The following is a 21826-nucleotide window of genomic DNA, read 5'->3' on the forward strand; positions in this document are numbered from 1 at the left end:
AAAACCCACTCGCTTTCCGCGGACGAATCGCCATGCCTCCTCCTCGGTCCGCTGAGGGCACTGAAAAAGTCCCTATAATTTGACGTTGCCGGATGAAGTTGACCAATATTCCAATAAATAAGAAAATCGTTGAAACGGCTCCCTTTCCGGAGGCCACTGAAAAAGTCACTTTTTTTCAAAAAATAAAAACGAAATCCCATAATTCCTTCACTTTTTAGGGTGTTTATGGGGACGTCATGCCAATTTTGATACAAATATACTTCTCAAGTGGTGACTTTATTTTCTGAATTTTGGTTTTTCAGTGACCTCCCTTTCCGCGGACGTTGCCTCAGCCTCCTCGCTTCGCTGCGGGGTCTTTGACTAACACTATTCCCGCAGGAGTGTCGCCTTTTTCAACGATTTTCTAGAAATGAAAAAGTATTTATATTAAAAATAGACTGTTTTTCAGTGCCCTCCGCTCCGTTTTTCCGCAGGAGTCTCGCAGTTTTTTCCTCTACGTATTGACTCAAGGAGTTGTTTTACAAAATGAACTTGATCCCCTAAAGATGAGCAGTGTATATATTAAACCGTCTTTCTATGATGAAGATGCTCAGCTTCGTCCGAATACTCCTCTCAAATATGTTGTTGAATTAACTTTTGGTAATACAGTTTTTACACTTTAGATCAGATTTTCAATAGCTAATTGGTTGCGCTCTTGATTTTGGTTTCTCGTCATCATTTTCCATCACCTCAAGATTATTTTTATTTTCAATAATAAAAAAGAATGAGTAAATAGAATTATTGGTTTGGAGAAGCGTCCGCTCGACTCCTGCGGGAATGTGAGACAGACGAGACCCTGCAGGAGTATAGCGACGAAGCGGCTCGGCGCTCACCCGCGGAAAGCGAGCGGAAAGCTTCGGAAAACCTGATTTCCCTTATTTTAAAAAAACTTATATAACTCGTTTTTTTGAGTTTATATACAGTCCGGAGCCAAAAAAAGTGTTTTTGGCTTTTTTTATTAAAAAATAAAAATAATTTGCAACTTTTAGATGTAGTTCTGCGTTGATTGTACGAATGGAGGCAGGTACATGGAAATTGAAGACATCTATCGGTTGTACGTGAATGATTTGTACCGCTATTTGCTATCCCTTTCAAAAGATCATTATAGGGCGGAGGAACTTGTACAGGAAACGGTTTATCGAGCTTTTCTTCATATAGATGATTATCAAGGATACGTCAAACCATGGTTGTTTAAAACAGCATATCATGTGTTCATTGATTCGATACGAAGAGATCAAAGGGTAGTGCTTACGGATACGCCATTTCTATCAAGTTGGGTGGCAAAGGATTTAACGGAAGAAACAGTTGTGGAGAAAGATGGATATGGAAAACTTTTGACATTAATAGAGGGTCTTCCGATAAATGAGAAACAAGCCATTCTACTCTGTGATGTACATGACTTTTCCTATAAAGAGGCTTCAGAAATTCTTGTTCAAAATATTAATACAGTGAAAAGTCATTTACATCGAGGAAGAAGAAAATTGAGGAAGATGCTACAAGAAAGGGTGGAAATACATGAGCCATAATGATAAAGCGTATGAGAATTTAATTAATGGAGCGAAAAAAGACTTGGAAGAACAGAATTTTGGAATCTCTGAAGAACAACAGCAAAAGATCATGAAGCTAGGGAAGATGCGTGCAAAGTGGACTACTGTTATAACGATACTGGCAATTCTCTTATTGATTCTACCTATTTTGACACTTTTCTCGTTTGGTTATTACGCTATTGGAGGGCGAGCAAACGAGTTAATCGAAGTAGCCGACAAAACAATTTATTTAACAGAGCCAAATGTAAATGTAAAAGAAAGAGAAGTAGAAACGACAATTGACATTTTTTCAATGGATGTTCGCTTAAACTTAGAGAAAAAAATTGGCAAAGAGATGATTCGAATTGGAGAGACGTCCATTCCGTTTTTATTCAATAAAGCGGACCAACCGGTTAGTCAGTATAATGTTGACTCACCTCCTAAGAAAATCCCGTATTTTAACGATGAGTTAGTCCACCCGAAAGCATCACTGACTTACTCTGAAAATGAGGAATGGGATAAGCTGAAAGGTCTTCCGGAAGGTACAGTAGCTGAAGCATACTTATCGTTTGATAAAGAATATTCCATAGAAGAACTAGAGCGATTATTTGCAGGGAAAAATATGGAGCTTCGTTGGTATGCCGTTTATACAGGAAATGAGCATATACAACAAGCAGATAATGGAGTGTATGTTTCTCCAATTGGATTCCCGGCACAAATCGATCCAGATTCATGGTCTCCATTTAACGGAGAAGAGCCGAATGAAAAGGTCTTTTTAGATAGTTTGAAGTTTTTACAAAAGCATGAAGGCGTGGCGACAATGATTGCAAGGTCAAAAGAGCTCGATTTAACTAAACGATTACAGTATGTCGAACAGAATGGTATTAAAGTTTATGGGGCAGTCGTTACAGGTCCTACTAAGGAAATTTTGAAGCTACAAGAGGATTCCTTTGTTAGAGGAATGAAAAGAGGAGAAGTGAGGTTATGGAATTGGCATTCGTAAAGGGAAAGAAAAAACAAACATTTCGAACGAAAGAAACAGTAACAGGCACAATTTCTATTCTATTAGCTCTCTTTGCCCTTTTCATGATTAATGTAGGATTAATAATGAAGTCTTCTTTCATGCCTACGGGAATCATTCGCTATTGTCTTATTGGAGCTGTGATTCTTGGTTTTGCAGGGCTCTTAACAAAAAAAAGAAATCGTTCCTTTGCTTTTTTAGGTATAGCCATTAGTGCATTCATCGGTATTTTCTTTTTTTGTATGATTGGTTTTGCATGGTCTATCAATCCTATGCCTTAAACTAGGGTTACATTATCTAAAAAAGTTAAGCTTCATCTGCCTTGTTATAGTACAATTTATTATAAAAATAAATGGACAGAATATATTCAAAGGGAGATGATTCTAATTTCAGCAGATATAGAGACCCAAATTATTGATGATATAATGCAACAAATTGTATCTAAGACAATTGAACATGGGGAGAAACTCCCTTCTGAAAATGAACTAGCCAAGAAATATAAAGTGCCTCGAATGACTGTAAGGAATGCACTGACGAAATTAGAAGAACGGGGATACATTTATTCGTTACAAGGAAAAGGTCGATATTTAAAAGAAGAGTCTACTCAAATTCAGTTACATTTAACCGGAAAAACAAGCTTTACAGATAAAATGAAGGAAGCAGGCTATGATTTAAAGACACATAATATTATTTGTGAAAAGATATCTTTTAACGAACAGCTTTTTCAAAACGTAAATGCTGGAAAAGAGGATAACGTCTATAAGATTGGAAGACTTCGTTATATAAATGATGAGCCGATAGCCATTCACTATTCCTACGTCAGTGAAAAGATGTTCCCTAAAATTGAAGTTGACGGTCCGAAAATTGAGTCAATGTTTGGCTACTATCGAAAGCTTGGCTACAAAGGATTCACAAGTAAAAAAAGCTTGTTAAGTATAACGTTTCCTACTTCTGATGAACAACAATTATTGTCTTGTAAAAGTATGGTGCCGCTCATTGTCGTTGAAAGCGATTGTATAGATATAAATACAAACAAAGTATTGGAACATACGAAAATACTCTATCGCAGTGATAAGTTTAAATATGATATAACAATGGATTGATTATTAAAAAGGTAAAGGACATTTAAGTTCTTTGCCTTTTTTTTATGCTTTAGGAAATTATAAAATCTATGGCACATGGATAACTTCTACAAGTGATTCTTCATCCAGACTCCAGCGCCTTACGCGTCCACTGAAAAAGTTTCATCCTAATAAATTTCAATCAAATAGTCGTTAAGGGAATTTATCGCTTTGGCATTCGCTTTCCGCGGGCGAGCGACGAGGCTCCTCCTTCGTGCGGGGTCTCGTCTGTCTCGCTTGTCCCGCAGGAGTCTCATGCGTCGCGCTAAATTCTCTTAAATAAATCCAGCAAATGTTCCTACAAAAATACTAATTCGAGTTTTTCAGTGGCCCCCTAGCACAGCTAGCGGGGTCTTCGACTTACGGTTATCCCGCAGGAGCACATGTTTTTGCAGTACGAGGAGACTGAAGCCATGTCCGAGAAAAGCGTCCGCCGTAGCAGAAATCCATGGTATTTCTAAACCCATTAAAGCTGGAAATTGGATAAATAGTCCTTAACGAGACAAAACTGCCGTCGAAAGCGACAATCAGGTTCCTTTTGTAAAGGTGGTTTACAAAACCTTAACCTTCCCTTAAAACACAAGCACTTGGCGACAAGTTAAGATGATGTTGCAAAGGAGGAATCGCCCATATGAAAAGAAGAAGACGAACGGAGATTCTCATTCAAGGAGACGAACGTTTAGCCGACCGATTGGCACAATCTATTATCGATACATACGAATGTCGAGAAATTGTTGCCCCGCAATATGGACTAACGATGATCAAAATGCGTGAGTCTGCAAAAAATTCCCTATTTTATATCGGAGAGGTCCTTATCACAGAAGCAAAAGTGGAAATTGATAACTGTATCGGTATAGGGATAGTCGTAGGAATGAAAGATGAACTTGCAAAGCAGTTAGCTATTATAGATGCAGCTTATAAAGCTGATTTACCTGAAACTACAATATGGGAATCACAGCTAATAGAAGCGGAACAAATTATTAAAAAAGAGCAAGCAAAAAAGCAAGCAGAACTGTTTAAGACGAAAGTTAGCTTTGAAACAATGGAAGTTTAACTTCCTTCAGTAAAAAAATTGCGACGAGCTTGCGCAGGAGTAGTAGTCCCCGATTTCTATAAGTGGCAGGAAGAATGCCAGACATGTATTCAATTCAGCGGGACCAAGCCCCAACGCCGAGGCGTAATTGATTGGAACAGGAGAGATAATATGGCGATTGATCAAGTACATGATTTACAGCAGGTTTACAGAAAAATATTGCACAGTATGTCGAGACCTGGAACGATTTCCTCCTTGTCAGAAGTAGCAGAACATATAGATTTCAATCTTACTTGCAATGATGCAACTTTCTTAAGTGCAATGACATTTCTAGATGCAGAAGTAACATTTCATATTCTTTCAAAAGATAAACAGAATTTAATAGAAAAAATTTCAGAATATACATCCGCTAGATACGCACCGATTAGCGAAGCGGATTTTGTCATTATTCTTCGTGAAGATACAGATGCAGCAATTCAAAATGCATTAGAACAATGTAAAAATGGCAATCTCATTGATCCACAGCAATCATCGACATGGATCATTGAAAGTACCCTTTTATCTAATACAGGAGAATTGACCTTAACAGGACCCGGGATACAGCATACTTCCCAGTTGCATACAAGTTTTAGTCCGTCCATGTGGCAAGTGAGAAACGAGAGAACGAAGGAATATCCGCTAGGAATAGATTTGATATTTGCGGATGATGCAGCACAAATCGTCTGCATCCCTCGTACGACATCAGTGAAAATGATGGGGGTGAGCTAATGGGCTACGTTCCAGTAAAAGGGGGAACTCAAGCAATTGAAGCCTCCATCAAACGGCTAAAGTATGAACGTTTAAAAGGACAAGAAATAATAGAAATTAAGACAATTATGTCGACTATGCGCGGAATGATCGATCAAGTGATGTCCGAAAGCAGCTTGTATTCACCTTACTTGGCGGCATTATCGATTAAGCAGGCAGAAGGAAGTATGGAAGAAGCTGTATTCCTAATGCGTGCTCATCGTTCTACATTGCCCCGTCCTTATTACAGTAAAACGGTAGAACCTGAAACAATGCTCGTCGAACGTCGTGTTTCAGCAAGTTTTAAAGATATTCCAGGTGGGCAGGTTTTAGGTGCAACGTATGATTACACGCATCGATTACTGGACTTAAATTTAATAGAAGAAAAGTTAGAAGAGAACCAACAATGGTTGCAAAACTATCAAGAAGAATTACGAGATATAGAGGACTTTGAAGAAGTAAAGTATTTTCCTAAAGTAGTGGATTACTTACGGGAAGAAGGATTATTTGAAGAGTACGAGGTGAATAATACACCGCCAATCGATATTACAAAGCAAAGTCTCCAATTTCCTACTACCCGAAGCGAGCGGCTACAAGTACTGACACGCGGGCAAACGGGTACTGTCACATCTCTAGGATATGCTTCATTACGAGGATATGGGCAAGTTCATCCAACTGTTGGAGAGGTACGTGTAGGTACTGTTCCTATATATGTAGAGCATCCAAACAAGATGGAGCATAGCGCAGAAGACGAGTTTTATATCGGAGAAATTAAAGTAACCGAAGTAGAGTCGTTTGTACCGATTAACGTGAAAAATGAAAACAATGAATATGAACTGGAATTTGAAATCGGTTATGGCATTTGTTATGGACAAAATGAAACGAAGGCTATTGCTATGAGTATTTTAGATCAATGTCTAGAACATACAGATTCTGATTTTCCGACACATGATGAAGAGTTTGTTTTATTACACATAGATTCTGTAGAGTCTACAGGCTTTATATCTCATTTGAAGTTACCGCATTATGTGACGTTCCAATCCAAGCTGGATAGTATCCGTCAAGTGAAGAAAGGGGTGCAGGGAAATGAAAGCTAATACGCATTTTGCCTTTTTCGATGAAGGGTCCAAAAAAGAAATTCGTCGTGCAATTATGAAGGCAGTAGCTATTCCGGGGTATCAGGTTCCGTTTGCTTCAAGAGAAATGCCGATCGCTCGGGGCTGGGGTACAGGTGGCCTGCAAATCACACTTTCTATTATTGGTAAGAACGATGTGCTGAAAGTGATTGATCAGGGAGCAGATGAGTCGGTTAATGCGGTAAGCATAAAAAAAATGGTCCATGAAACAACTGGTGTTGAGTTAACGGATCGAACGGAAGAAGCTGATATTATTCAATCCAGACACCGGATACCAGAGGTTGCCCTAACGAAAGATCAAATTATCGTTTTGCAAGTTCCAACGCCAGAACCACTTCGTGGAGTGGAGGCGAGTGAATATGTGACGAAAAGAATGCATTCAGAAGATGACTATAGTGGTGTGTGGTTAATGTTATTCGAACAAATTATGAAATATGGGAAGACAGCTACTACTGCAGACCACCCGGTATACGTGAACCATCGTTATGTGATGGCACCAAGTCCGATTCCTAGATTTGATAATTCAAAAATGCACCAATCAGATGCCCTAATCCTTCTTGGGGCAGGAAGAGAAAAGAAAATATATGCTGTACCTCCTTATACAGATGTGAAGTCACTTGCTTTTGAAGATTATCCATTTACTGTAGAAGCTTTTGAAGATAAACAATGTCATTTATGTGGTTCAGCAGATGTTTTTTTAGATGAATTAATCGATCACCATACAGGAGAAACAATTCATCAATGCAACGACACTAGTTACTGCATGGAACAGCTTAATAAGGTGGAGAAAGCTGAGGTGGAAAGCAGCTATGCGTGAGGAACCAATCTTACAAGTAAAAAATTTACGAAAGCAATTTGGTACTGGTTGTGTAGAATGTCGGGAAGTTGAAAATAGGAAACTAGAGAAGAACTTCTGCAAGAGTTGTGGCACAGTGTATGCTTGCCAAGATATTTCATTCGACTTGTATCCCGGAGAAATATTGGGGATTGTCGGGGAAAGTGGAAGTGGAAAATCCACGATGATGCAATGTTTATATTTCGATTCGGATGTGTCGTCGGGAGAAGCATTTATTAACACATCGGAATTAGAAGGAAAGAACGTTTTTGAACTATCGTCACAGCAAAAACGTGCAATCCGAAATCATGTATATGGCATGGTGTATCAAAATCCCGTCCATGGATTGAAAATGGATTTCTCTTCTGTCGGAAATATCGCAGAGAAGTTAATTGCAGCAGGCAACCGAAACGTAGCAGAAATGGAAGCAACGAGTAGAAGGCTGCTAGAAAGTGTGCACATCCCATTGCATCGAATGAAAGAAGAACCACGAAATTTTTCTGGTGGGATGCAACAGCGTGTTCAAATTGCAAAGGCGTTGTCCAATAACCCTCCGATACTGTTTTTGGATGAAGTAACAACTGGTCTTGATTTATCTGTACAGGCAAACGTTTTAGATCTGATAAAAAAAATCCAACGAGATCTAGGTATTAGCATGATTGTTGTGTCTCATGATTTAGCTGTTATACGCATGCTCGCAGATCGCACCATTGTTCTATTGAACGGAAAAATCATCGAAGAAGGTTTGACAGATCAAGTTTTGGAAGACCCACAGCATGAGTACACGCAGCAACTAGTTTACTCATTATTATAGGAGGACTGCCACTTGTACATTATTCATAATGGGAAAATTATAACAGAGGAAAAAATTATCGAAGGGTATGCTGTCATTGTTGAGGGAGAGTTCATTCAAGCGATTATCTCACAAGAAGAAGTTGCAAACTATAAGAAAGCACAGTTAATTGATGCAAGGGGTGGATATATTTCTCCTGGTTTCATCGATATTCATTCCGATTATATTGAGGCAATTGCTTCTCCAAGACCGACTATTATGATGGACTTTAATATCAGTTTAAGAGAGGCAGAGAAAATATTAATCAGCCATGGGATTACAACTATGTTCCATTCCCTTTCTTTTTATAAAGAAGATGTTTTTACACATAAACCGATGAGAAATCCGAACAATATCCAACGAATGGTAGATGCTATTGATGCTACACATAATGAGCTACATTTAATCCGCCATCGCTTGCATGCACGATTTGAAATAGATAATGTGGATGAAATCGATAGCCTGGTGAAAAATATTGAGGATGGCAAAGTACATTTACTATCATTTATGGATCATACTCCGGGGCAAGGACAATATCGTAATCTAGAAGTCTACCGAGAAACATTAAAAGGATACCGCGATATATCTGATGATGACGTGAATGTCTTAATAGCTGAAAGACAGAGTACAGAGTTTTTAACGATTGAAAAAATGAAAGAAGTGGCCGATATTGCTCTATCTAAAGGAATCTCAGTTGCATCGCATGACGATGACAACGTAAAAAAAATAGATTTAGTGCAATCGTTTGGAACGACCATTAGTGAATTCCCTATCACACTGGAAGTTGCTAAAAGAGCAAAAGAAATTGGGCTACACACAATTGCAGGAGCTCCTAATGTGCTACTTGGTGGTTCACATTCTGGAAACTTATCGGCGGCAGAAGCTATTGCTCACGATTGTGTAGATATTCTTTGCAGTGACTATTATCCGCCTGCATTACTACATGCCATATTCGATTTGCATGAAAAACACGGAAATGATTTACACAAAATGTTTATGATGGTCTCGCTAAATCCTGCAAAAGCGGTACGCATGGACGATGAGTTAGGTTCGATAAAAGTTGGTAAGAAAGCCGACATTCTTATTATTGAAAGAATGGAAGATGGTTATCCGATGCTAACTGGCACAATGGTTAATGGTGTTTTAATAACGACAACCAATTATCGAATTAAGTGAGGAGGCAGGAAAATGTCTATGTTGGAAATAACGGACTTTGGCAAGCGATTCACCATTCATCATTTAGGAAAAACAATGCCAGCAATTGAACATATCAATTTCTCACTGGAAGCTGGGGAGTTCATTGGAATCGTTGGTAAAAGCGGAAGTGGAAAATCCACCATACTAAAAAGTATATATCGAACGTATTTACCTGACGCAGGTGAAATTTTATATCAGTCAGACCGATTTGGAGAAGTTGATCTGGCAAAGTTATCAGAACGTCAAATACTATATTTACGAAAGTACGAAATAGGCTACGTATCACAGTTTTTGAGTGTAATGCCAAGAACAACATGTAGGCAACTTGTAACGAATGCATTACTAGAAATGGGTGAGTCCGAAGAGGTAGCGCTTATGGAAGCAGAAAAATCATTAGCTCATTTTGAGCTGGATCCGAAATTATGGGACAGCTATCCAAATACTTTTTCCGGCGGTGAAAAACTGCGTTTAAACATTGCGATGGCGACTGTGAAAAAACCACGACTACTATTGCTTGACGAACCAACCGCTAGCCTAGATCAGCAATCAAAAGTAAAAGTGCGTGAAATTATTGAGAAGTTGAAGAACAAAGGAACAACTTTGGTAGGCATTTTTCATGATATCGAGTTTATGGATGGGCTATGCGACAAAGTATTCGATATGCAAACTAGACAACTGACTGTTGCGAAAGAAGCCGTTGGATATGAAAGCTGATTTGCATGTCCACAGCAGCTACTCGGACGGTTCAGAGTCTGTTGAAACAGTGATGAAGTTGGCAAGAGAACGTGGTGTCACACAAATAAGTTTTGTCGATCATGATACTGTCAAAGGGTTATCTGAAGTACGTAAGCTAAGTGAAAAATATAGGATAGAAGTCATTCCTGGTATTGAAATTTCAGCCTACGATTTTAAGAGAGGTCGCAAAGTACATGTGCTCGGGTATAACTATCATTCTGATGCAGTTAATATTCAATCTATTTGTGACGAGCTTCTGAAACGGCGCCAGGCACATTCTATTTGGCAAATAGAACAAATTATTGCTGCTGGATACAATCTGGACGTAGAAGAAATTATGAAAACGGCTAAGCCTTCCGAAACAATTTACAAACAACATATTATGCATCATTTAACAGAAGAGGCTTATGCGTCAATTGAATATAAGAGTTTATATAAAATCTTGTTCAAAGGGAACGGCGTTGCCTCGGGCGATATTCATTACATCGATGCGTTTGATGCCGTGAAGGCAATTGTAGCAGATGGCGGACTAGCTGTTGTGGCACATCCTGGTCAGTTGGATTCCTATGACCTAATTCCAGAACTTGTTGCCCTTGGGTTAGGCGGAATTGAAAGAAATCATTTAGATCATACAGCGGAAGATCACCAAAAGGTTGAAGCTTTAGCTGAACAATATGGTCTCGTAATGACAGGTGGTACTGATTTTCATGGTTCTTATGGAACAGAGATACAAGTAGGGGAAATTATTAGTCCTACCAGTATCTAGATATTGTTTCAATTTATTAATTTTGATGTAAATAAGGTTAATAGTCTTTAAAGTTACTGTAAATTCCCACAATTGGTAAATAAATTATGTTTAAATGTTAAAGTACGACTCAGTCAACAACATTGCACGGCCATTTTATTTAGCGAAAAGGAGAATTATTGATGAAGAAAAGTTGGTCTGTAATCACCATGTTTTTAGTAGTTGCTTTACTGTTATCAGCATGCTCGGAAGGAAAAGCTGGAGCAAAAGATGCAAAAGTGGACGACGTGATCAAAATCGCTTGGTACCCAAATGAGTCTGGTACGGATATGAAGTCTTCGAGGGATGAAATTGGTCGAGTGATCGAAGAGGCTACAGGTAAAAAAGTGGAACATCAACTAACTACAGATTATGCGATTGCTATTGAAACATTAATAAATAATAATGCAGACCTTGCTTTCATGGGAGCTCAAGGTTATATCGAAGCTAAAAATGGAAATGATGCTATACAGCCATTAGTTGTACCCACTGGGAAATCAGGTACATTAGAAGATGCATTGTACCACAGTTGGTTGGCTGTAAATGAAGATGCACAAGATGATTTTAAAGTGAATGGAGAATTTTCATTAGATACAATCGAACAAAAAAGTATGTCTTTCGTATCGAATAGTTCAACATCAGGATTTGTTGTTCCATCATCGTCGATTATTGGACATTATGCAAAAAAATCTGGTTTTGAAGATTTAGTTGCAGAAGATTTAATGGAGGGTGGACCGCTCTTCTCTCAAGTATTATTCGGTAACTCACATCAAGGTTCTGCAGTAAACCTACTAAGTAATAACTCTGAGATTGCTGCTTTCTGTGATACTTGCGTAGGGAACTATGTTGAGGTTGTGGAAGGTGAAGAGAACAAAGTAGGATCAGTTTACAAAGTAAAAAATGATGCAGCTGAACCTTTCAATACAGTAACTGGAAAAGAATTCGTTTTGATGTCTGTTACTCCAGTATTAAATGCACCATTTGCTGCTAATTTAGATGCTTTAGGTCAAGAAGATTATGATACATTGCTAGAATTATTTACATCAGAAGAAGTTGCAAACAATGAAAAAATCTTTGTACCTAAAGAATCAGGAGAGCCAGGATTGTTTTTCAAAACGGAAAACGAAAGATTCGCAAAGGTTGAAGATACATGGTTCAATCCAATTCGTGAACTTGCTAACTAAATGAGCGGGATTTGTGAAAAATTAGAGTATGCATACGAGCATGCTCTAATTTACTAAATGGGCAAAGAAAGGTGGAAGATGCTCGCTGTCAGCGACAGCATTCTTCTGCAAGTAGCGTACGCAGCAGGAAATTGGTCATTGGACCTCCAGCTGACGACATCTGGATGTTAGACAAAAAAGGAGTCGATAAACATGTCCTTAGTAAAAGTTGAAAAACTAGGTAAATCATATAACTCTCAAACGAAAGTACTAAAGGATATTAGTTTTGAAGTAGGATCAGGAGAATTTGTTTCCATTATTGGTCCATCAGGTGCAGGGAAATCCACATTATTACGATGCATTAATCGAATGGTCGAAATCGATGAAGGTAAAGTCATATTCGATGATCTAGACGTAGGTAGCTTAAATAAGAAAGAATTACGTAAAATGCGTACGAACATTGGCATGATATTTCAACATTATAATCTCGTACCCCGCTTATCAGTTATAGAGAATGTGTTACATGGGAGATTAGGATATAAAACAACCCTACAGGGAGTGTTTAATAAGTTTACGGAAGCAGAAAAAGAGCATGCTTTCTTTCTACTCAAAAAATTAGGGATAGAAGACCATGCGTATAAACGATGTGATCAGTTAAGTGGAGGACAGCAGCAGCGTGTAGGGATTGCACGATCCCTTATCCAAGAACCGAAAATTGTTCTTTGTGATGAGCCAATTGCTTCACTTGATCCAAATGCTTCTAAAGTGATTATGGATTACTTAAAATCAATTACGATGGAGCTTAATATTACATGCATCGTAAACCTACACCAAGTTGAAATCGCACGCAATTATTCTGATCGAATTATAGGTTTGAGTAAAGGCGGTATTGTATTTGACGGACCGAGTTATAGACTTGCAACTGACAATACAGACGAAATTTATGGGACAAAAACGGTAGAGACTAGAAAGTTAGTCACTGTGTAAGGGGCAAATAAAAGTGAATGAAAAAGTAATGCGAAACCACAGAAAACGGCAGACGATTATTTTTTCCATCATTATTATCGTCTTGACGTATTTATCATCTGACATAACGAACTTTAACATCATTCATGGGATTGCAACGTTACCTGAGGCGGTTAAATGGATATTTTCTAATTTGTTTATTAACGGAGAAACGCTTGAAAGACTGCCAAAGATATTAGAAAAATTAGCTGAGACCATCCTTATGTCTATTGCAGCTACGACAACAGCAACGGTTGTTTCTATCTTTTTAGGAATTATGGGGTCTAAAACAACAGGAACAAGCACTGCGCTTGGTATGTTCGCTCGATTTGTTGCATCTATTGCTAGAAATATACCCGTTGTAGCATGGGCATTGATATTGTTGCTTTCTTTCGGGCAAAATTCAGTAACAGGATATCTAGCTTTGTTTGTTGGTTCCGTTGGCTTCTTAACGAGGGCGTTTATCGAATCGATAGATGAAGCAAGCCTTAGTGCAGTGGAAGCCTTGAGAGCAACAGGTGCTACATACTTTCAAATAGTATACAAAGCAGTTATTCCCCAATGTTTGCCACAGATGATTAGTTGGATTTTGTTTATGATCGAAACGAACATTAGAAGTGCCACATTAGTTGGAATATTAACTGGGACTGGAATTGGATACTCGTTCGATCTATATTATAAGACCCTTAATTATAATGCGGTAGCCCTTGTTACATTTAGTATCGTCCTATCCGTAATTGTTATAGAGCTTATTTCAAATCATATACGGAAGGTGATTCTATAATGGAAGCAACTGCGACATACATTAAGAGAAAATCAAACGGCCAAATTACGATTAAATCAGGAAACAAAGTAGAACGTGTAATCCGCTGGACTCTAATACTTCTTACGTTACTGACCGTCGTAGCGTTTATGTTCTTTAACTATGCAGGTTTGGATTTGGCAAAAGCCATCCCTGAAACCGCATATAACTTGAAAACTATGTTTCTTGAACCTGGCTTGAGTCATTTTAGTTGGGGAGAAGCTATTTATCAGGTTGGAATTACGCTGGGTTTAGCTTTTTTAGCAACGATTTTAGGAGCAGTCATAGCGTTTTTCTTAGCATTAATGGCGGCAACGAATCTATCAAATAGATGGGTATCTAAAACGATTCGAGTAGTAGTTGCCTTTATTCGAGCAGTACCAACCGTATTATGGGTATTAATCTTTGCAATATCAGCGGGGCTGGGCAGCGAAGCAGCTGTTTTGGGAATGCTATTTCACTCTATTGCCTACTTGGTAAAAGCATTTTCAGAGGCTTTTGAAGAAGTGGATAAAGGAATACTAGAAGCGCTACGTTCAACGGGTGCTAGTTGGTGGCATATCGTGACACATGCTATTTTGCCGTCCACTTTTACGTATTTATTATCTTGGACATTCTTAAGATTTGAGATCAACTTCTCTGTAGCAGTAGCAATGGGAGCCGCGGCAGGAGCAGGGGGAATCGGATTTGAACTCTTTATGGCATCTGGATTCTACTTTGACCTACGTGAAGTTGGATTGATAACTTATATGATTTTACTGTTAGCGATTATTTTAGAGATTATTTCCACTCGTTTGAAAAGCCGTTACTTTCCTGCTACTTCTACAAATTAAGTTAGATTTTTTAAAAATGAAGAATGTTTTACATCATACGGAGAAAATAATCCCCAGAAACAATTACTAAATGTTTTTGGGGATTATTCACGTAGGTTATAGAATTTGGTATGGGTTCTTTCCTATATATTATTTATTCCGTATAGGTGGAGCAGTTTCTTCTGGAGAAAGCTCTCTGACAAATACGGGTATAGGGTAGTCAAATCCTTCTTTATCTTCCAATTTTACTGCATAAAGCGACTGAAGTGCTTGGTGATCTTCGGGGCGGAATGTCATCGTTCCTTTTGGAGATTCGAAGCTCATTCCTTCCATTGTTTCAATAAGTTTATCTGAATCGGTAATTCCTTCTGTTTTCTTCAATGCTTCTACAATCGCTAACGCAGCGCTCATTCCACCAGGAGTGAAGAGGTCTGGAACATCCCCGTTGAATCTCTTTTTATGTTCCTCTACAAGCCATTTATTCACGTCGTTGTCAGGTAGCTCATGATAATAGACAGTAAACCCTTCCATTCCTACAAGAGGTTTCATCGTAGGGAATGTAGCGATATCTGCAACCCCGGTTGAAATTTTTATGCCTCGTTCTTGTACTTTCTTGTCCATGATCTGATTCCAAGGTGTATTGGATCCAGCCCAAATAACATATAAATAATCAGGCTTTTGGTCAATAATCTTTTGAATATTGGATGTAAAATCGGTTGCTGCTGGATCTACATATTCTTCGTGGATGATATCTCCGCCTAATTTAATCGCAGCTTCTTTAAAAGCCGCCACACCATCTTGGCCGAACGAATAATCAGGAGCAAGCGTAGCTATTTTAACTCCTTTCTTTACAATGGCAGCAGCACCTGCCACTGCATCCTGTGAAGAGTTACGCCCAGTACGGAAAATATACTTATTGAATTCAGATCCTGTAATACTATCTGCAGCAGCAGGCTCTACAACCATAATTTTTTCATATTCCTCTGCAAGTGGTAATACAGCTAATGTATCTCCAGAGCTAGAAGACCCTACAAGAAAGTCAACTTCATCATCTTCTAATAGTTTTGTAGCTTTTTGTACTGCAACTTCTGCTTTTGTTTCTGTATCTTCTACGATAAATTCAATTTTACGTCCTTCGACTTCCATTTTCCCATCCGTTGCATACTCAAGTCCAAGTTCAAATCCTCGAACGGTTTGTTTTCCGTAAGATTCAAGCCCACCAGTTAGTGATGCAAGAACACCTATTTTAATAGGTTTGTCATCTTGTTTTTCACCTGTATTCACTTCTGCGTCTGCATTACTAGCTTTCTCAGAATTGCAACCATAGATAAAAAACATGCATAAAACAAATAATCCTAAGTAAACGACCTTACTTGTAGACGTTTTCATTTTCTTCCTCCTAGTCTCTTATTTTTCTTAATGTTGTTGCTGCCCATGTATATCCAGTTCCTGCACTAACGGCAACAACAATGTCACCTTTTTTCAGCTTACTTTCAGATTCGGCAAAGTCTAATCCAACCAATGGGTCTAGTGCAGACATATGTCCATGATGATCGAGATACATTGCCTTTTCTTCGGAAAGGTTTAGCCCGCTTAAAATTTGGCTAAACATCGATCTTTTTGTATGCAATGGGAGAAGCATATCAATATCTTTTAACGAATATCCGCTTTTCTCTACAGAATCTATTACAACTCTCACAAAATTAGCCACTGACACAGGGTCCAGTCTTTCTTTCATATCAGCTGGATCTCTCACATCGATGTAATGTAGATTACCTTCCACTGTATCGTGTGAAGCAGGCAGAACAGATCCGCCGGCTGGAACTCGAATGTCATCATGGAAGGAACCATCTGTGTAAATGGCAGATTCTAAAATTTCAAATTTACCATTAGTTCTTGATAGAAGGGTTGCTGCACCTCCATCTGCAAAGTTAAACATAAATCTAGATCTAGGATTTTGATAATCTATTATTTGAGACTCTTTGCATCCACCAACAAGCAAAATATGATTGACTGTTTTATCGGCATTCAACATATCCTTCGCTACTTTTAAAGCAATTGGGAAACAAGAGCTAACATTCATTATTTCAAACGCATATGCATTTTTAGCTCCAAGCTCATATTGAATTTTAGGAGCACTTGACCAAACACCATAATCTTTGAACGGACTACCAAAGTAAATAATAATATCAATATGAAGAGGGTTCACTAATTCTAATAGTGGTAAAGCCGCTTTAATCGCCATGTTGGAAGCATGTGTAGACGAATCAGCTACATGTTTTTCATAAAGTCCGAATTTTTCTTTTATGACATTTTCGGGAATACCTGTCTTTTTCTCTAAATCCTTAGCTGTTTCAATCCCAGGAGGGAAAAAAGTGCTTGTTTGTACAATTTGTATCATATTTTTGCACCTTCCTTAGGCATCATCATCTTGGCTTCTCCTTTTAACACAACGGTATTATCTTGTTTACGGCATATCGTCTCCAGTCGAAAAATTCCTCTTTCATAATCGATCTCTAAGATTTTTGCGCATGCTGTAACGGTATCTCCGATAAACACCGGTTTTGTAAATTTTAGCGTTTGCTCTAAATAAACAGACCCTTGACCTGGGAGTTCCATTCCGAGCAGTCTGGAAAGAAAGGACGTCGTTAATAAACCATGTGCAATTCGCTTACCAAACCTAGTTTCCGCTGCAAATTCTTGATCGACATGAACTGGATTGAAATCACCACTGAACCCAGCGAACACGACAAGATCCGTTTCCGTGACCGTTCTGCTAAAGGATGCTGTTTGTCCTATAAAAAAGTTCTTCATCATTTCATCACTTCTTTTACGTAATATTTTTTAAGAGTACCTTTATCAATTTTGCCAGTTGCATTCTTCGGTAAAGCGCTTACAATATGAAAAGCACTTGGAACTTTATAACGTGCTAATTTTCGAGTGCAGTATTCATTTAATACCTCTTCTGAAATGTTTGCTCCATATTTTAAAACAATGAAGGCAAGAGGGGTTTCTCCCCATTTCTCATGGGAAATCCCAATAACAGCTACTTCGTCTACCTCAGGCAGTTCATAAATGACTTTTTCGACTTCTAGTGGGTATATATTTTCTCCCCCAGAAATAATCATTTCTTTTTTTCTACCAGCAATGTAAACGAATCCTTCCTCATCCTGTCTGACAATATCTCCAGTAGCAAACCAACCTTGCAAAAATGCTTTATTTGTTTCTTCAGGAAGGTTGTAATATTCCTTTATCACATTAGGCCCTTTTACGAGTAATTCACCAAATTCGCCAGGTGAAACATCTTGTACTTCTTTATCCACGATCCGTATGTCAGTAAACATAACTGGTTTACCAATAGAGCCGACTTTACGTTCATAGTCCTCCTCAGATAATAAAAATACTGTAGGTGATGTTTCCGTCAGACCATACCCCTGTCCAAAGTTAATACCCTTTAATAAATACCATCGTATTAACTCTTCTGGGCATGGTGCACCTCCGTTATAAAAGAAACGGACAGACGATAGATTCGTAGATTCAAAGTTTGGAGATTTTCGTAATGCATCATGGATTGTAGGAACTCCCATGACGATTGTGACAGCATATTTTTCTATATAATTCAACGCTAGTTCTGGATCAAATCTGTCTGGAACAACGACCGTTCCACCAGCTAGTAATACTGGTAAGGTGAAAAGTCCAATTCCACCAATATGGAATAATGGCAATAATGTTATGATCTTATCTTTAGATGTGATATCAAGACTTAATGTGTTATTAACTGCATTCCAAAACATATTTTCCTGCGTCAATACAGCCCCTTTAGGCTTTCCAGTTGTCCCTGATGTATAACAAATGATGTATGGTGCTGTGGGGTCAATTTCGGTGAGTGTTAGTGTTTCTGTCTCAGCTTTACTGAGAGATTCGAATGTTAGTAAATGTTGGAAATGAGTTTTTTCTAATAATTCTTTTCCTCTGTTATAGTTATCGCGGTCTACAATTAATGTTTGAAGACCGCTATCTTTCAGTTGAAATTGTAATTCATCTACAGTTAAGCGGATATTAAGTGGAACAACGACAGCATTCAGCTTTGCTAGTGAAAATAAAGTAATGATAAATTCCATACTATTTTTGGCCAATACGCCAACTCTATCGCCTTTTTTTATGGAATACTTAGACTGTAATACTCCTGCAAAATGATGGACCATTTTGCTCATTTCTAAATAGGTGAGTTCCCTATCTGCGTCGATTAATGCTTGCCTTTCTGGTGTAATAAAAGCGCGCTTATCGATCCAATGTGAAATGCCTTTCACTTGAATATCACTCCTATCTTTATTTACTTAATCCTTGGAAAATAAGTGATATAGCGTCCTCTAATAGATCATCTGGTACATTTTTATCCTCCCAATAGATCCATCTCATCCCTAAAAACTGACTAATGCCCATCAAACAATACGCAATCGTTTCCGAGTCGTACTTTTTGATTTCCTCTTTTCCGATAGCTTCTTCTAATCCTTTGATATATCCAGAAGCAAGGCGTTCGTAATACCAGCGATAAAGCTGTTCATCAACTAGAACAGTTTGCTGTACAATGCTGTACAAGTTTCGATGATTTTTTACCCAAGAAAAGAAAGTTCTAAATCCAATTCTTTGTGACTCTTCAAAATTAGATGCAGTCTTAATGGCATTTCGGATTTCACTACGAAAAGTATGGCTCATGTTTCTTACTAGTTCTTCAAAGATAGACTGTTTGGAAGGGAAATAATTATAAAATGTTCCCTGAGCTACATTTGCCTTTTGTGTAATATCAACGATTGAAGCGTTAAAATAACCCTTTACTCCAAATACTTCTTCCGCAATATTTAGTAAATGCTGACGAGTTTTCTCTCCTTTTTTTGTAAGTGGTAGAGAATTGGACGTTAATTTTATCATTTCTGACATATGAATCACCTCTCAGTTTTTATAATATGTATAATATTCAGAAAATACAATACCTATTTTAAAATTTCTCTAAAATTTTGTGAAAGTGCTTGTCCTAACCAGGAAACAATGTAGGACCGAATTGACCAGTTAAAAACGGATGTATGGATTGATGGAAAACAGGTGACGGGTAACATTTCGGAGCAGCCTGCCTTTAAGGGGATTATGAAAAGGCAGGCAGCACTATACGATATGCAGCATGATGCGTCATTAAAGGATGTGATGACATATCAATCACCATCTACTAGAGATTCAGTAGGGATGTCTTTTTTACAACCAAAAACGAAAGAAGATTTAGTAAATAGGCGAGCAATGGTGCAACATTGGGCTAGAACAAACAATGGGCTTATGGGTGGATGTCCAGACTACATGAATACCGTATTAATGGCCTTTGCATCTTCCGCAGACTATTTATATGAGAAAAATAACCGCTTTCCTGAAAACTTACGATCCCTCTTTGAATATGCACGCGAAAACGATCTCTCTATGACTCATACATTTATTGACCCTCAAGTGAATCGAACGCAACGCTATTATGAAAATAGAAAAGAACCTATTGCTGCTAGAATTATAGATAGAAACGAAGAAGGTATCATTGTGAGGGGTGCAAGACTTTTGGCAACACATGGTGGAATAACAGATGAAATATTCGTTATATCATCCGGAGGGGTTTCGGATAAAGGAAAAGGGTTTTCTTTTTCCGTGCCTAGTAATAGCAAAGGTCTAAAGTTTATTAGGAAGAGAATCATTCGTTAGAGGAGACTCGAAGTTTAATTATCCATTAAGTTCCCGTTATGAGGAAATAGACAGTCTTGTAGTATACGATAGTATATTAGCTTCCATGGGAGCGCGTATTTTATTATGACAATATAGCGGTAGCGAATGGTTTTATGATTTCCAGTTCATTTCAAGCCTTTACATAACATCAAGTGGTTTCCAGAGGCAGATTGTCAAAATAGAATTCATATTGGGGATAGTCCAATCTATAATCGAAACAATTAATATAGAAGAATATCAGCATGTTCAAGAAAAGGCTACCGAAATTATTGTTGCTTTGGAAACGATGAAGGCACTTATCATTAAATCAGAAGTAGAAGCCAAAACAGACAGATGGGGTACAATGTAGCCAGACTGCACAACATTGCAAGTAGCTATTAATATTTTCCCGCGACTTTATCCAAGGTTCACCGAAATCATTCAGCTTCTAGGAGCAAGTGGCATTCCAATCCAGTATACGACCAGATTTAGACCTATATATGCAATCTAAAGGAGACAATGCTATGGACCGTGTCAAACTCTTCCACCTAGCATGGGATTTAACAATGAGCTCGTTTGGCACAAGTCAAACATTATATGAGAGATTCTTCTTTGGTGATCCTGTTCGTGTTTCCAGTCGTCAACTGTACTATGCATATGATAAGGATCCTTATGTGGAGCGAGTGAAAGAAATGTTGGATTGAAGTCCGCATAACTTAGGTGTGGGCTTTTTAATTTGGTTGTTCATCACTTCCATTCCTTTTTCGTAGATGATTCTCCACAAATGGGCTCGTCTATGCACCTTTGATTTTATTTCATGCGCGCATTTATTGTTACTAAAAGTAAAATTCTAAGTATTTTTAACAGAAGGTAGAGAGTGTATATCAAGTTTTGTAGTAGGGGAAAGCTAGATGTTAGTAGTGTTTTGTCGCTATTAGGAATAAAGAGTTGAATTTTACTAATAAACTGTTTTTAATTCTTTGCAACTTTTATTTGATTTTAGTGTTGACGTATTTATTAAAAGGGTGTTAAGATACAAAGGTCGCTAAAACAAGACGACAACATGAACATTGAAAACTGAACATGCAAAACGTTAAGACATATAGCTTGATAGACTAACTTCGGTTAGTCCGATAGCAAAACAATTTTGACATCATTTAATGATGATGCCAGCAAAACAAAATGAGCTTTTTAAGTTCTCTATTATGGAGAGTTTGATCCTGGCTCAGGACGAACGCTGGCGGCGTGCCTAATACATGCAAGTCG

The 21826-nt window shown here is 38.1% G+C and carries 21 protein-coding genes, 1 rRNA gene and 1 pseudogene; 18 read left to right on the forward strand and 5 right to left on the reverse strand.

What is annotated here, in order from left to right:
• Positions 1 to 1067 precede the first annotated feature (1067 nt).
• From FG384_RS07365 to FG384_RS07440, 16 genes are all read left to right on the forward strand, one after another.
• Positions 1068 to 1565 (forward strand): sigma-70 family RNA polymerase sigma factor, encoded by a 498-nt coding sequence (locus FG384_RS07365; RefSeq protein ID WP_142641941.1) that lies wholly within the window; start codon positions 1068 to 1070, stop codon positions 1563 to 1565.
• Positions 1555 to 2568 carry an anti-sigma factor gene (locus FG384_RS07370; protein WP_142641942.1) on the forward strand — a complete coding sequence of 338 codons (1014 nt, stop codon included), beginning with the start codon at positions 1555 to 1557 and terminating at the stop codon, positions 2566 to 2568. The genes FG384_RS07365 and FG384_RS07370 overlap by 11 nt, the downstream gene beginning before the upstream one ends.
• Positions 2550 to 2867, forward strand: a complete 318-nt coding sequence (locus tag FG384_RS07375; RefSeq protein ID WP_142641943.1) for a hypothetical protein — start codon at positions 2550 to 2552, stop codon at positions 2865 to 2867. Before FG384_RS07370 ends, FG384_RS07375 begins: the two co-directional genes overlap by 19 nt.
• Positions 2868 to 2963: 96 nt before the next feature.
• Complete coding sequence (locus FG384_RS07380; RefSeq protein ID WP_142641944.1) at positions 2964 to 3689, forward strand: GntR family transcriptional regulator; 726 nt, start codon at positions 2964 to 2966, stop codon at positions 3687 to 3689.
• A gap of 649 nt (positions 3690 to 4338) precedes the next feature.
• Complete coding sequence (gene phnG, locus FG384_RS07385) at positions 4339 to 4761, forward strand: phosphonate C-P lyase system protein PhnG (RefSeq protein ID WP_142641945.1); 423 nt, start codon at positions 4339 to 4341, stop codon at positions 4759 to 4761.
• A gap of 150 nt (positions 4762 to 4911) precedes the next feature.
• Positions 4912 to 5508: a phosphonate C-P lyase system protein PhnH gene (gene phnH, locus FG384_RS07390; protein ID WP_142641946.1), complete on the forward strand. Its 597-nt coding sequence runs from the start codon at positions 4912 to 4914 to the stop codon at positions 5506 to 5508.
• Positions 5508 to 6623 (forward strand): carbon-phosphorus lyase complex subunit PhnI, encoded by a 1116-nt coding sequence (locus FG384_RS07395; protein ID WP_142641947.1) that lies wholly within the window; start codon positions 5508 to 5510, stop codon positions 6621 to 6623. Before phnH ends, FG384_RS07395 begins: the two co-directional genes overlap by 1 nt.
• Positions 6613 to 7479, forward strand: coding sequence for an alpha-D-ribose 1-methylphosphonate 5-phosphate C-P-lyase PhnJ (locus FG384_RS07400; RefSeq protein ID WP_142641948.1), 867 nt, complete (start codon positions 6613 to 6615; stop codon positions 7477 to 7479). The genes FG384_RS07395 and FG384_RS07400 overlap by 11 nt, the downstream gene beginning before the upstream one ends.
• Positions 7472 to 8311 (forward strand): ATP-binding cassette domain-containing protein, encoded by an 840-nt coding sequence (locus FG384_RS07405; RefSeq protein ID WP_142641949.1) that lies wholly within the window; start codon positions 7472 to 7474, stop codon positions 8309 to 8311. The genes FG384_RS07400 and FG384_RS07405 overlap by 8 nt, the downstream gene beginning before the upstream one ends.
• Before the next feature lie 12 nt (positions 8312 to 8323).
• Complete coding sequence (phnM, locus tag FG384_RS07410; RefSeq protein ID WP_142641950.1) at positions 8324 to 9505, forward strand: phosphonate metabolism protein PhnM; 1182 nt, start codon at positions 8324 to 8326, stop codon at positions 9503 to 9505.
• Positions 9506 to 9517: 12 nt separating this feature from the next.
• Positions 9518 to 10240 (forward strand): phosphonate C-P lyase system protein PhnL, encoded by a 723-nt coding sequence (gene phnL, locus FG384_RS07415; RefSeq protein WP_142641951.1) that lies wholly within the window; start codon positions 9518 to 9520, stop codon positions 10238 to 10240.
• The gene (locus tag FG384_RS07420) at positions 10230 to 11027 is read left to right on the forward strand and encodes a PHP domain-containing protein (protein ID WP_142641952.1); all 798 of its coding nucleotides are present in this window, start codon (positions 10230 to 10232) and stop codon (positions 11025 to 11027) included. Before phnL ends, FG384_RS07420 begins: the two co-directional genes overlap by 11 nt.
• A gap of 161 nt (positions 11028 to 11188) precedes the next feature.
• A complete protein-coding gene (locus FG384_RS07425; protein WP_142641953.1) occupies positions 11189 to 12229 on the forward strand; it encodes a PhnD/SsuA/transferrin family substrate-binding protein in 1041 nt (346 codons plus the stop codon).
• Positions 12230 to 12421: 192 nt separating this feature from the next.
• Positions 12422 to 13195, forward strand: a complete 774-nt coding sequence (gene phnC / locus FG384_RS07430; protein WP_142641954.1) for a phosphonate ABC transporter ATP-binding protein — start codon at positions 12422 to 12424, stop codon at positions 13193 to 13195.
• A gap of 13 nt (positions 13196 to 13208) precedes the next feature.
• Complete coding sequence (locus tag FG384_RS07435) at positions 13209 to 13997, forward strand: PhnE/PtxC family ABC transporter permease (RefSeq protein ID WP_142641955.1); 789 nt, start codon at positions 13209 to 13211, stop codon at positions 13995 to 13997.
• On the forward strand, positions 13997 to 14848 hold the full coding sequence (locus tag FG384_RS07440) for an ABC transporter permease subunit (protein WP_142641956.1): 852 nt from the start codon (positions 13997 to 13999) through the stop codon (positions 14846 to 14848). The genes FG384_RS07435 and FG384_RS07440 overlap by 1 nt, the downstream gene beginning before the upstream one ends.
• A 129-nt stretch (positions 14849 to 14977) precedes the next feature.
• Here the strand turns inward: FG384_RS07440 and FG384_RS07445 are convergent, their stop codons facing one another.
• Genes FG384_RS07445 through FG384_RS07465 form a run of 5 tightly spaced genes read right to left on the reverse strand, consistent with a single transcriptional unit; the run spans position 14978 to position 19765 of the window.
• The gene (locus tag FG384_RS07445) at positions 14978 to 16216 is read right to left on the reverse strand and encodes a substrate-binding domain-containing protein (RefSeq protein WP_142641957.1); all 1239 of its coding nucleotides are present in this window, start codon (positions 16214 to 16216) and stop codon (positions 14978 to 14980) included.
• 10 nt (positions 16217 to 16226) lie between these two features.
• Positions 16227 to 17228: a 3-oxoacyl-ACP synthase gene (locus FG384_RS07450; RefSeq protein WP_142641958.1), complete on the reverse strand. Its 1002-nt coding sequence runs from the start codon at positions 17226 to 17228 to the stop codon at positions 16227 to 16229.
• The gene (locus FG384_RS07455; RefSeq protein WP_142641972.1) at positions 17225 to 17641 is read right to left on the reverse strand and encodes a MaoC family dehydratase; all 417 of its coding nucleotides are present in this window, start codon (positions 17639 to 17641) and stop codon (positions 17225 to 17227) included. The genes FG384_RS07450 and FG384_RS07455 overlap by 4 nt, the downstream gene beginning before the upstream one ends.
• The gene (menE, locus tag FG384_RS07460; RefSeq protein ID WP_142641959.1) at positions 17641 to 19137 is read right to left on the reverse strand and encodes an o-succinylbenzoate--CoA ligase; all 1497 of its coding nucleotides are present in this window, start codon (positions 19135 to 19137) and stop codon (positions 17641 to 17643) included. The genes FG384_RS07455 and menE overlap by 1 nt, the downstream gene beginning before the upstream one ends.
• Positions 19138 to 19156: 19 nt before the next feature.
• A complete protein-coding gene (locus tag FG384_RS07465; protein WP_142641960.1) occupies positions 19157 to 19765 on the reverse strand; it encodes a TetR/AcrR family transcriptional regulator in 609 nt (202 codons plus the stop codon).
• 120 nt (positions 19766 to 19885) lie between these two features.
• Here FG384_RS07465 and hpaB point away from each other — a divergent pair.
• Positions 19886 to 21264, forward strand: a pseudogene (gene hpaB / locus FG384_RS07470) (4-hydroxyphenylacetate 3-monooxygenase, oxygenase component).
• 498 nt (positions 21265 to 21762) lie between these two features.
• Positions 21763 to 21826: ribosomal RNA gene (locus FG384_RS07475) — 16S ribosomal RNA — on the forward strand; the annotation flags it as partial.

This window comes from Psychrobacillus vulpis (genome assembly GCF_006861825.1).
In the GTDB taxonomy this organism is placed as follows: Bacteria; Bacillota; Bacilli; order Bacillales_A; family Planococcaceae; genus Psychrobacillus; species Psychrobacillus vulpis.

What these genes read in the sequence shown, in the direction of transcription:
- FG384_RS07450 (WP_142641958.1), bottom strand. Translation starts at nt 17,228, where the DNA reads ATGATACAAATTGTACAAACAAGCACTTTTTTCCCTCCTGGGATTGAA.
- FG384_RS07420 (WP_142641952.1), top strand. Translation starts at nt 10,230, where the DNA reads ATGAAAGCTGATTTGCATGTCCACAGCAGCTACTCGGACGGTTCAGAG.
- phnC (WP_142641954.1), top strand. Translation starts at nt 12,422, where the DNA reads ATGTCCTTAGTAAAAGTTGAAAAACTAGGTAAATCATATAACTCTCAA.
- FG384_RS07440 (WP_142641956.1), top strand. Translation starts at nt 13,997, where the DNA reads ATGGAAGCAACTGCGACATACATTAAGAGAAAATCAAACGGCCAAATT.
- FG384_RS07425 (WP_142641953.1), top strand. Translation starts at nt 11,189, where the DNA reads ATGAAGAAAAGTTGGTCTGTAATCACCATGTTTTTAGTAGTTGCTTTA.
- phnG (WP_142641945.1), top strand. Translation starts at nt 4,339, where the DNA reads ATGAAAAGAAGAAGACGAACGGAGATTCTCATTCAAGGAGACGAACGT.
- phnL (WP_142641951.1), top strand. Translation starts at nt 9,518, where the DNA reads ATGTCTATGTTGGAAATAACGGACTTTGGCAAGCGATTCACCATTCAT.
- FG384_RS07395 (WP_142641947.1), top strand. Translation starts at nt 5,508, where the DNA reads ATGGGCTACGTTCCAGTAAAAGGGGGAACTCAAGCAATTGAAGCCTCC.
- FG384_RS07375 (WP_142641943.1), top strand. Translation starts at nt 2,550, where the DNA reads ATGGAATTGGCATTCGTAAAGGGAAAGAAAAAACAAACATTTCGAACG.
- FG384_RS07465 (WP_142641960.1), bottom strand. Translation starts at nt 19,765, where the DNA reads ATGTCAGAAATGATAAAATTAACGTCCAATTCTCTACCACTTACAAAA.
- FG384_RS07365 (WP_142641941.1), top strand. Translation starts at nt 1,068, where the DNA reads ATGGAAATTGAAGACATCTATCGGTTGTACGTGAATGATTTGTACCGC.
- FG384_RS07445 (WP_142641957.1), bottom strand. Translation starts at nt 16,216, where the DNA reads ATGAAAACGTCTACAAGTAAGGTCGTTTACTTAGGATTATTTGTTTTA.
- phnH (WP_142641946.1), top strand. Translation starts at nt 4,912, where the DNA reads ATGGCGATTGATCAAGTACATGATTTACAGCAGGTTTACAGAAAAATA.
- FG384_RS07370 (WP_142641942.1), top strand. Translation starts at nt 1,555, where the DNA reads ATGAGCCATAATGATAAAGCGTATGAGAATTTAATTAATGGAGCGAAA.
- FG384_RS07455 (WP_142641972.1), bottom strand. Translation starts at nt 17,641, where the DNA reads ATGAAGAACTTTTTTATAGGACAAACAGCATCCTTTAGCAGAACGGTC.
- FG384_RS07400 (WP_142641948.1), top strand. Translation starts at nt 6,613, where the DNA reads ATGAAAGCTAATACGCATTTTGCCTTTTTCGATGAAGGGTCCAAAAAA.
- FG384_RS07380 (WP_142641944.1), top strand. Translation starts at nt 2,964, where the DNA reads ATGATTCTAATTTCAGCAGATATAGAGACCCAAATTATTGATGATATA.
- FG384_RS07405 (WP_142641949.1), top strand. Translation starts at nt 7,472, where the DNA reads ATGCGTGAGGAACCAATCTTACAAGTAAAAAATTTACGAAAGCAATTT.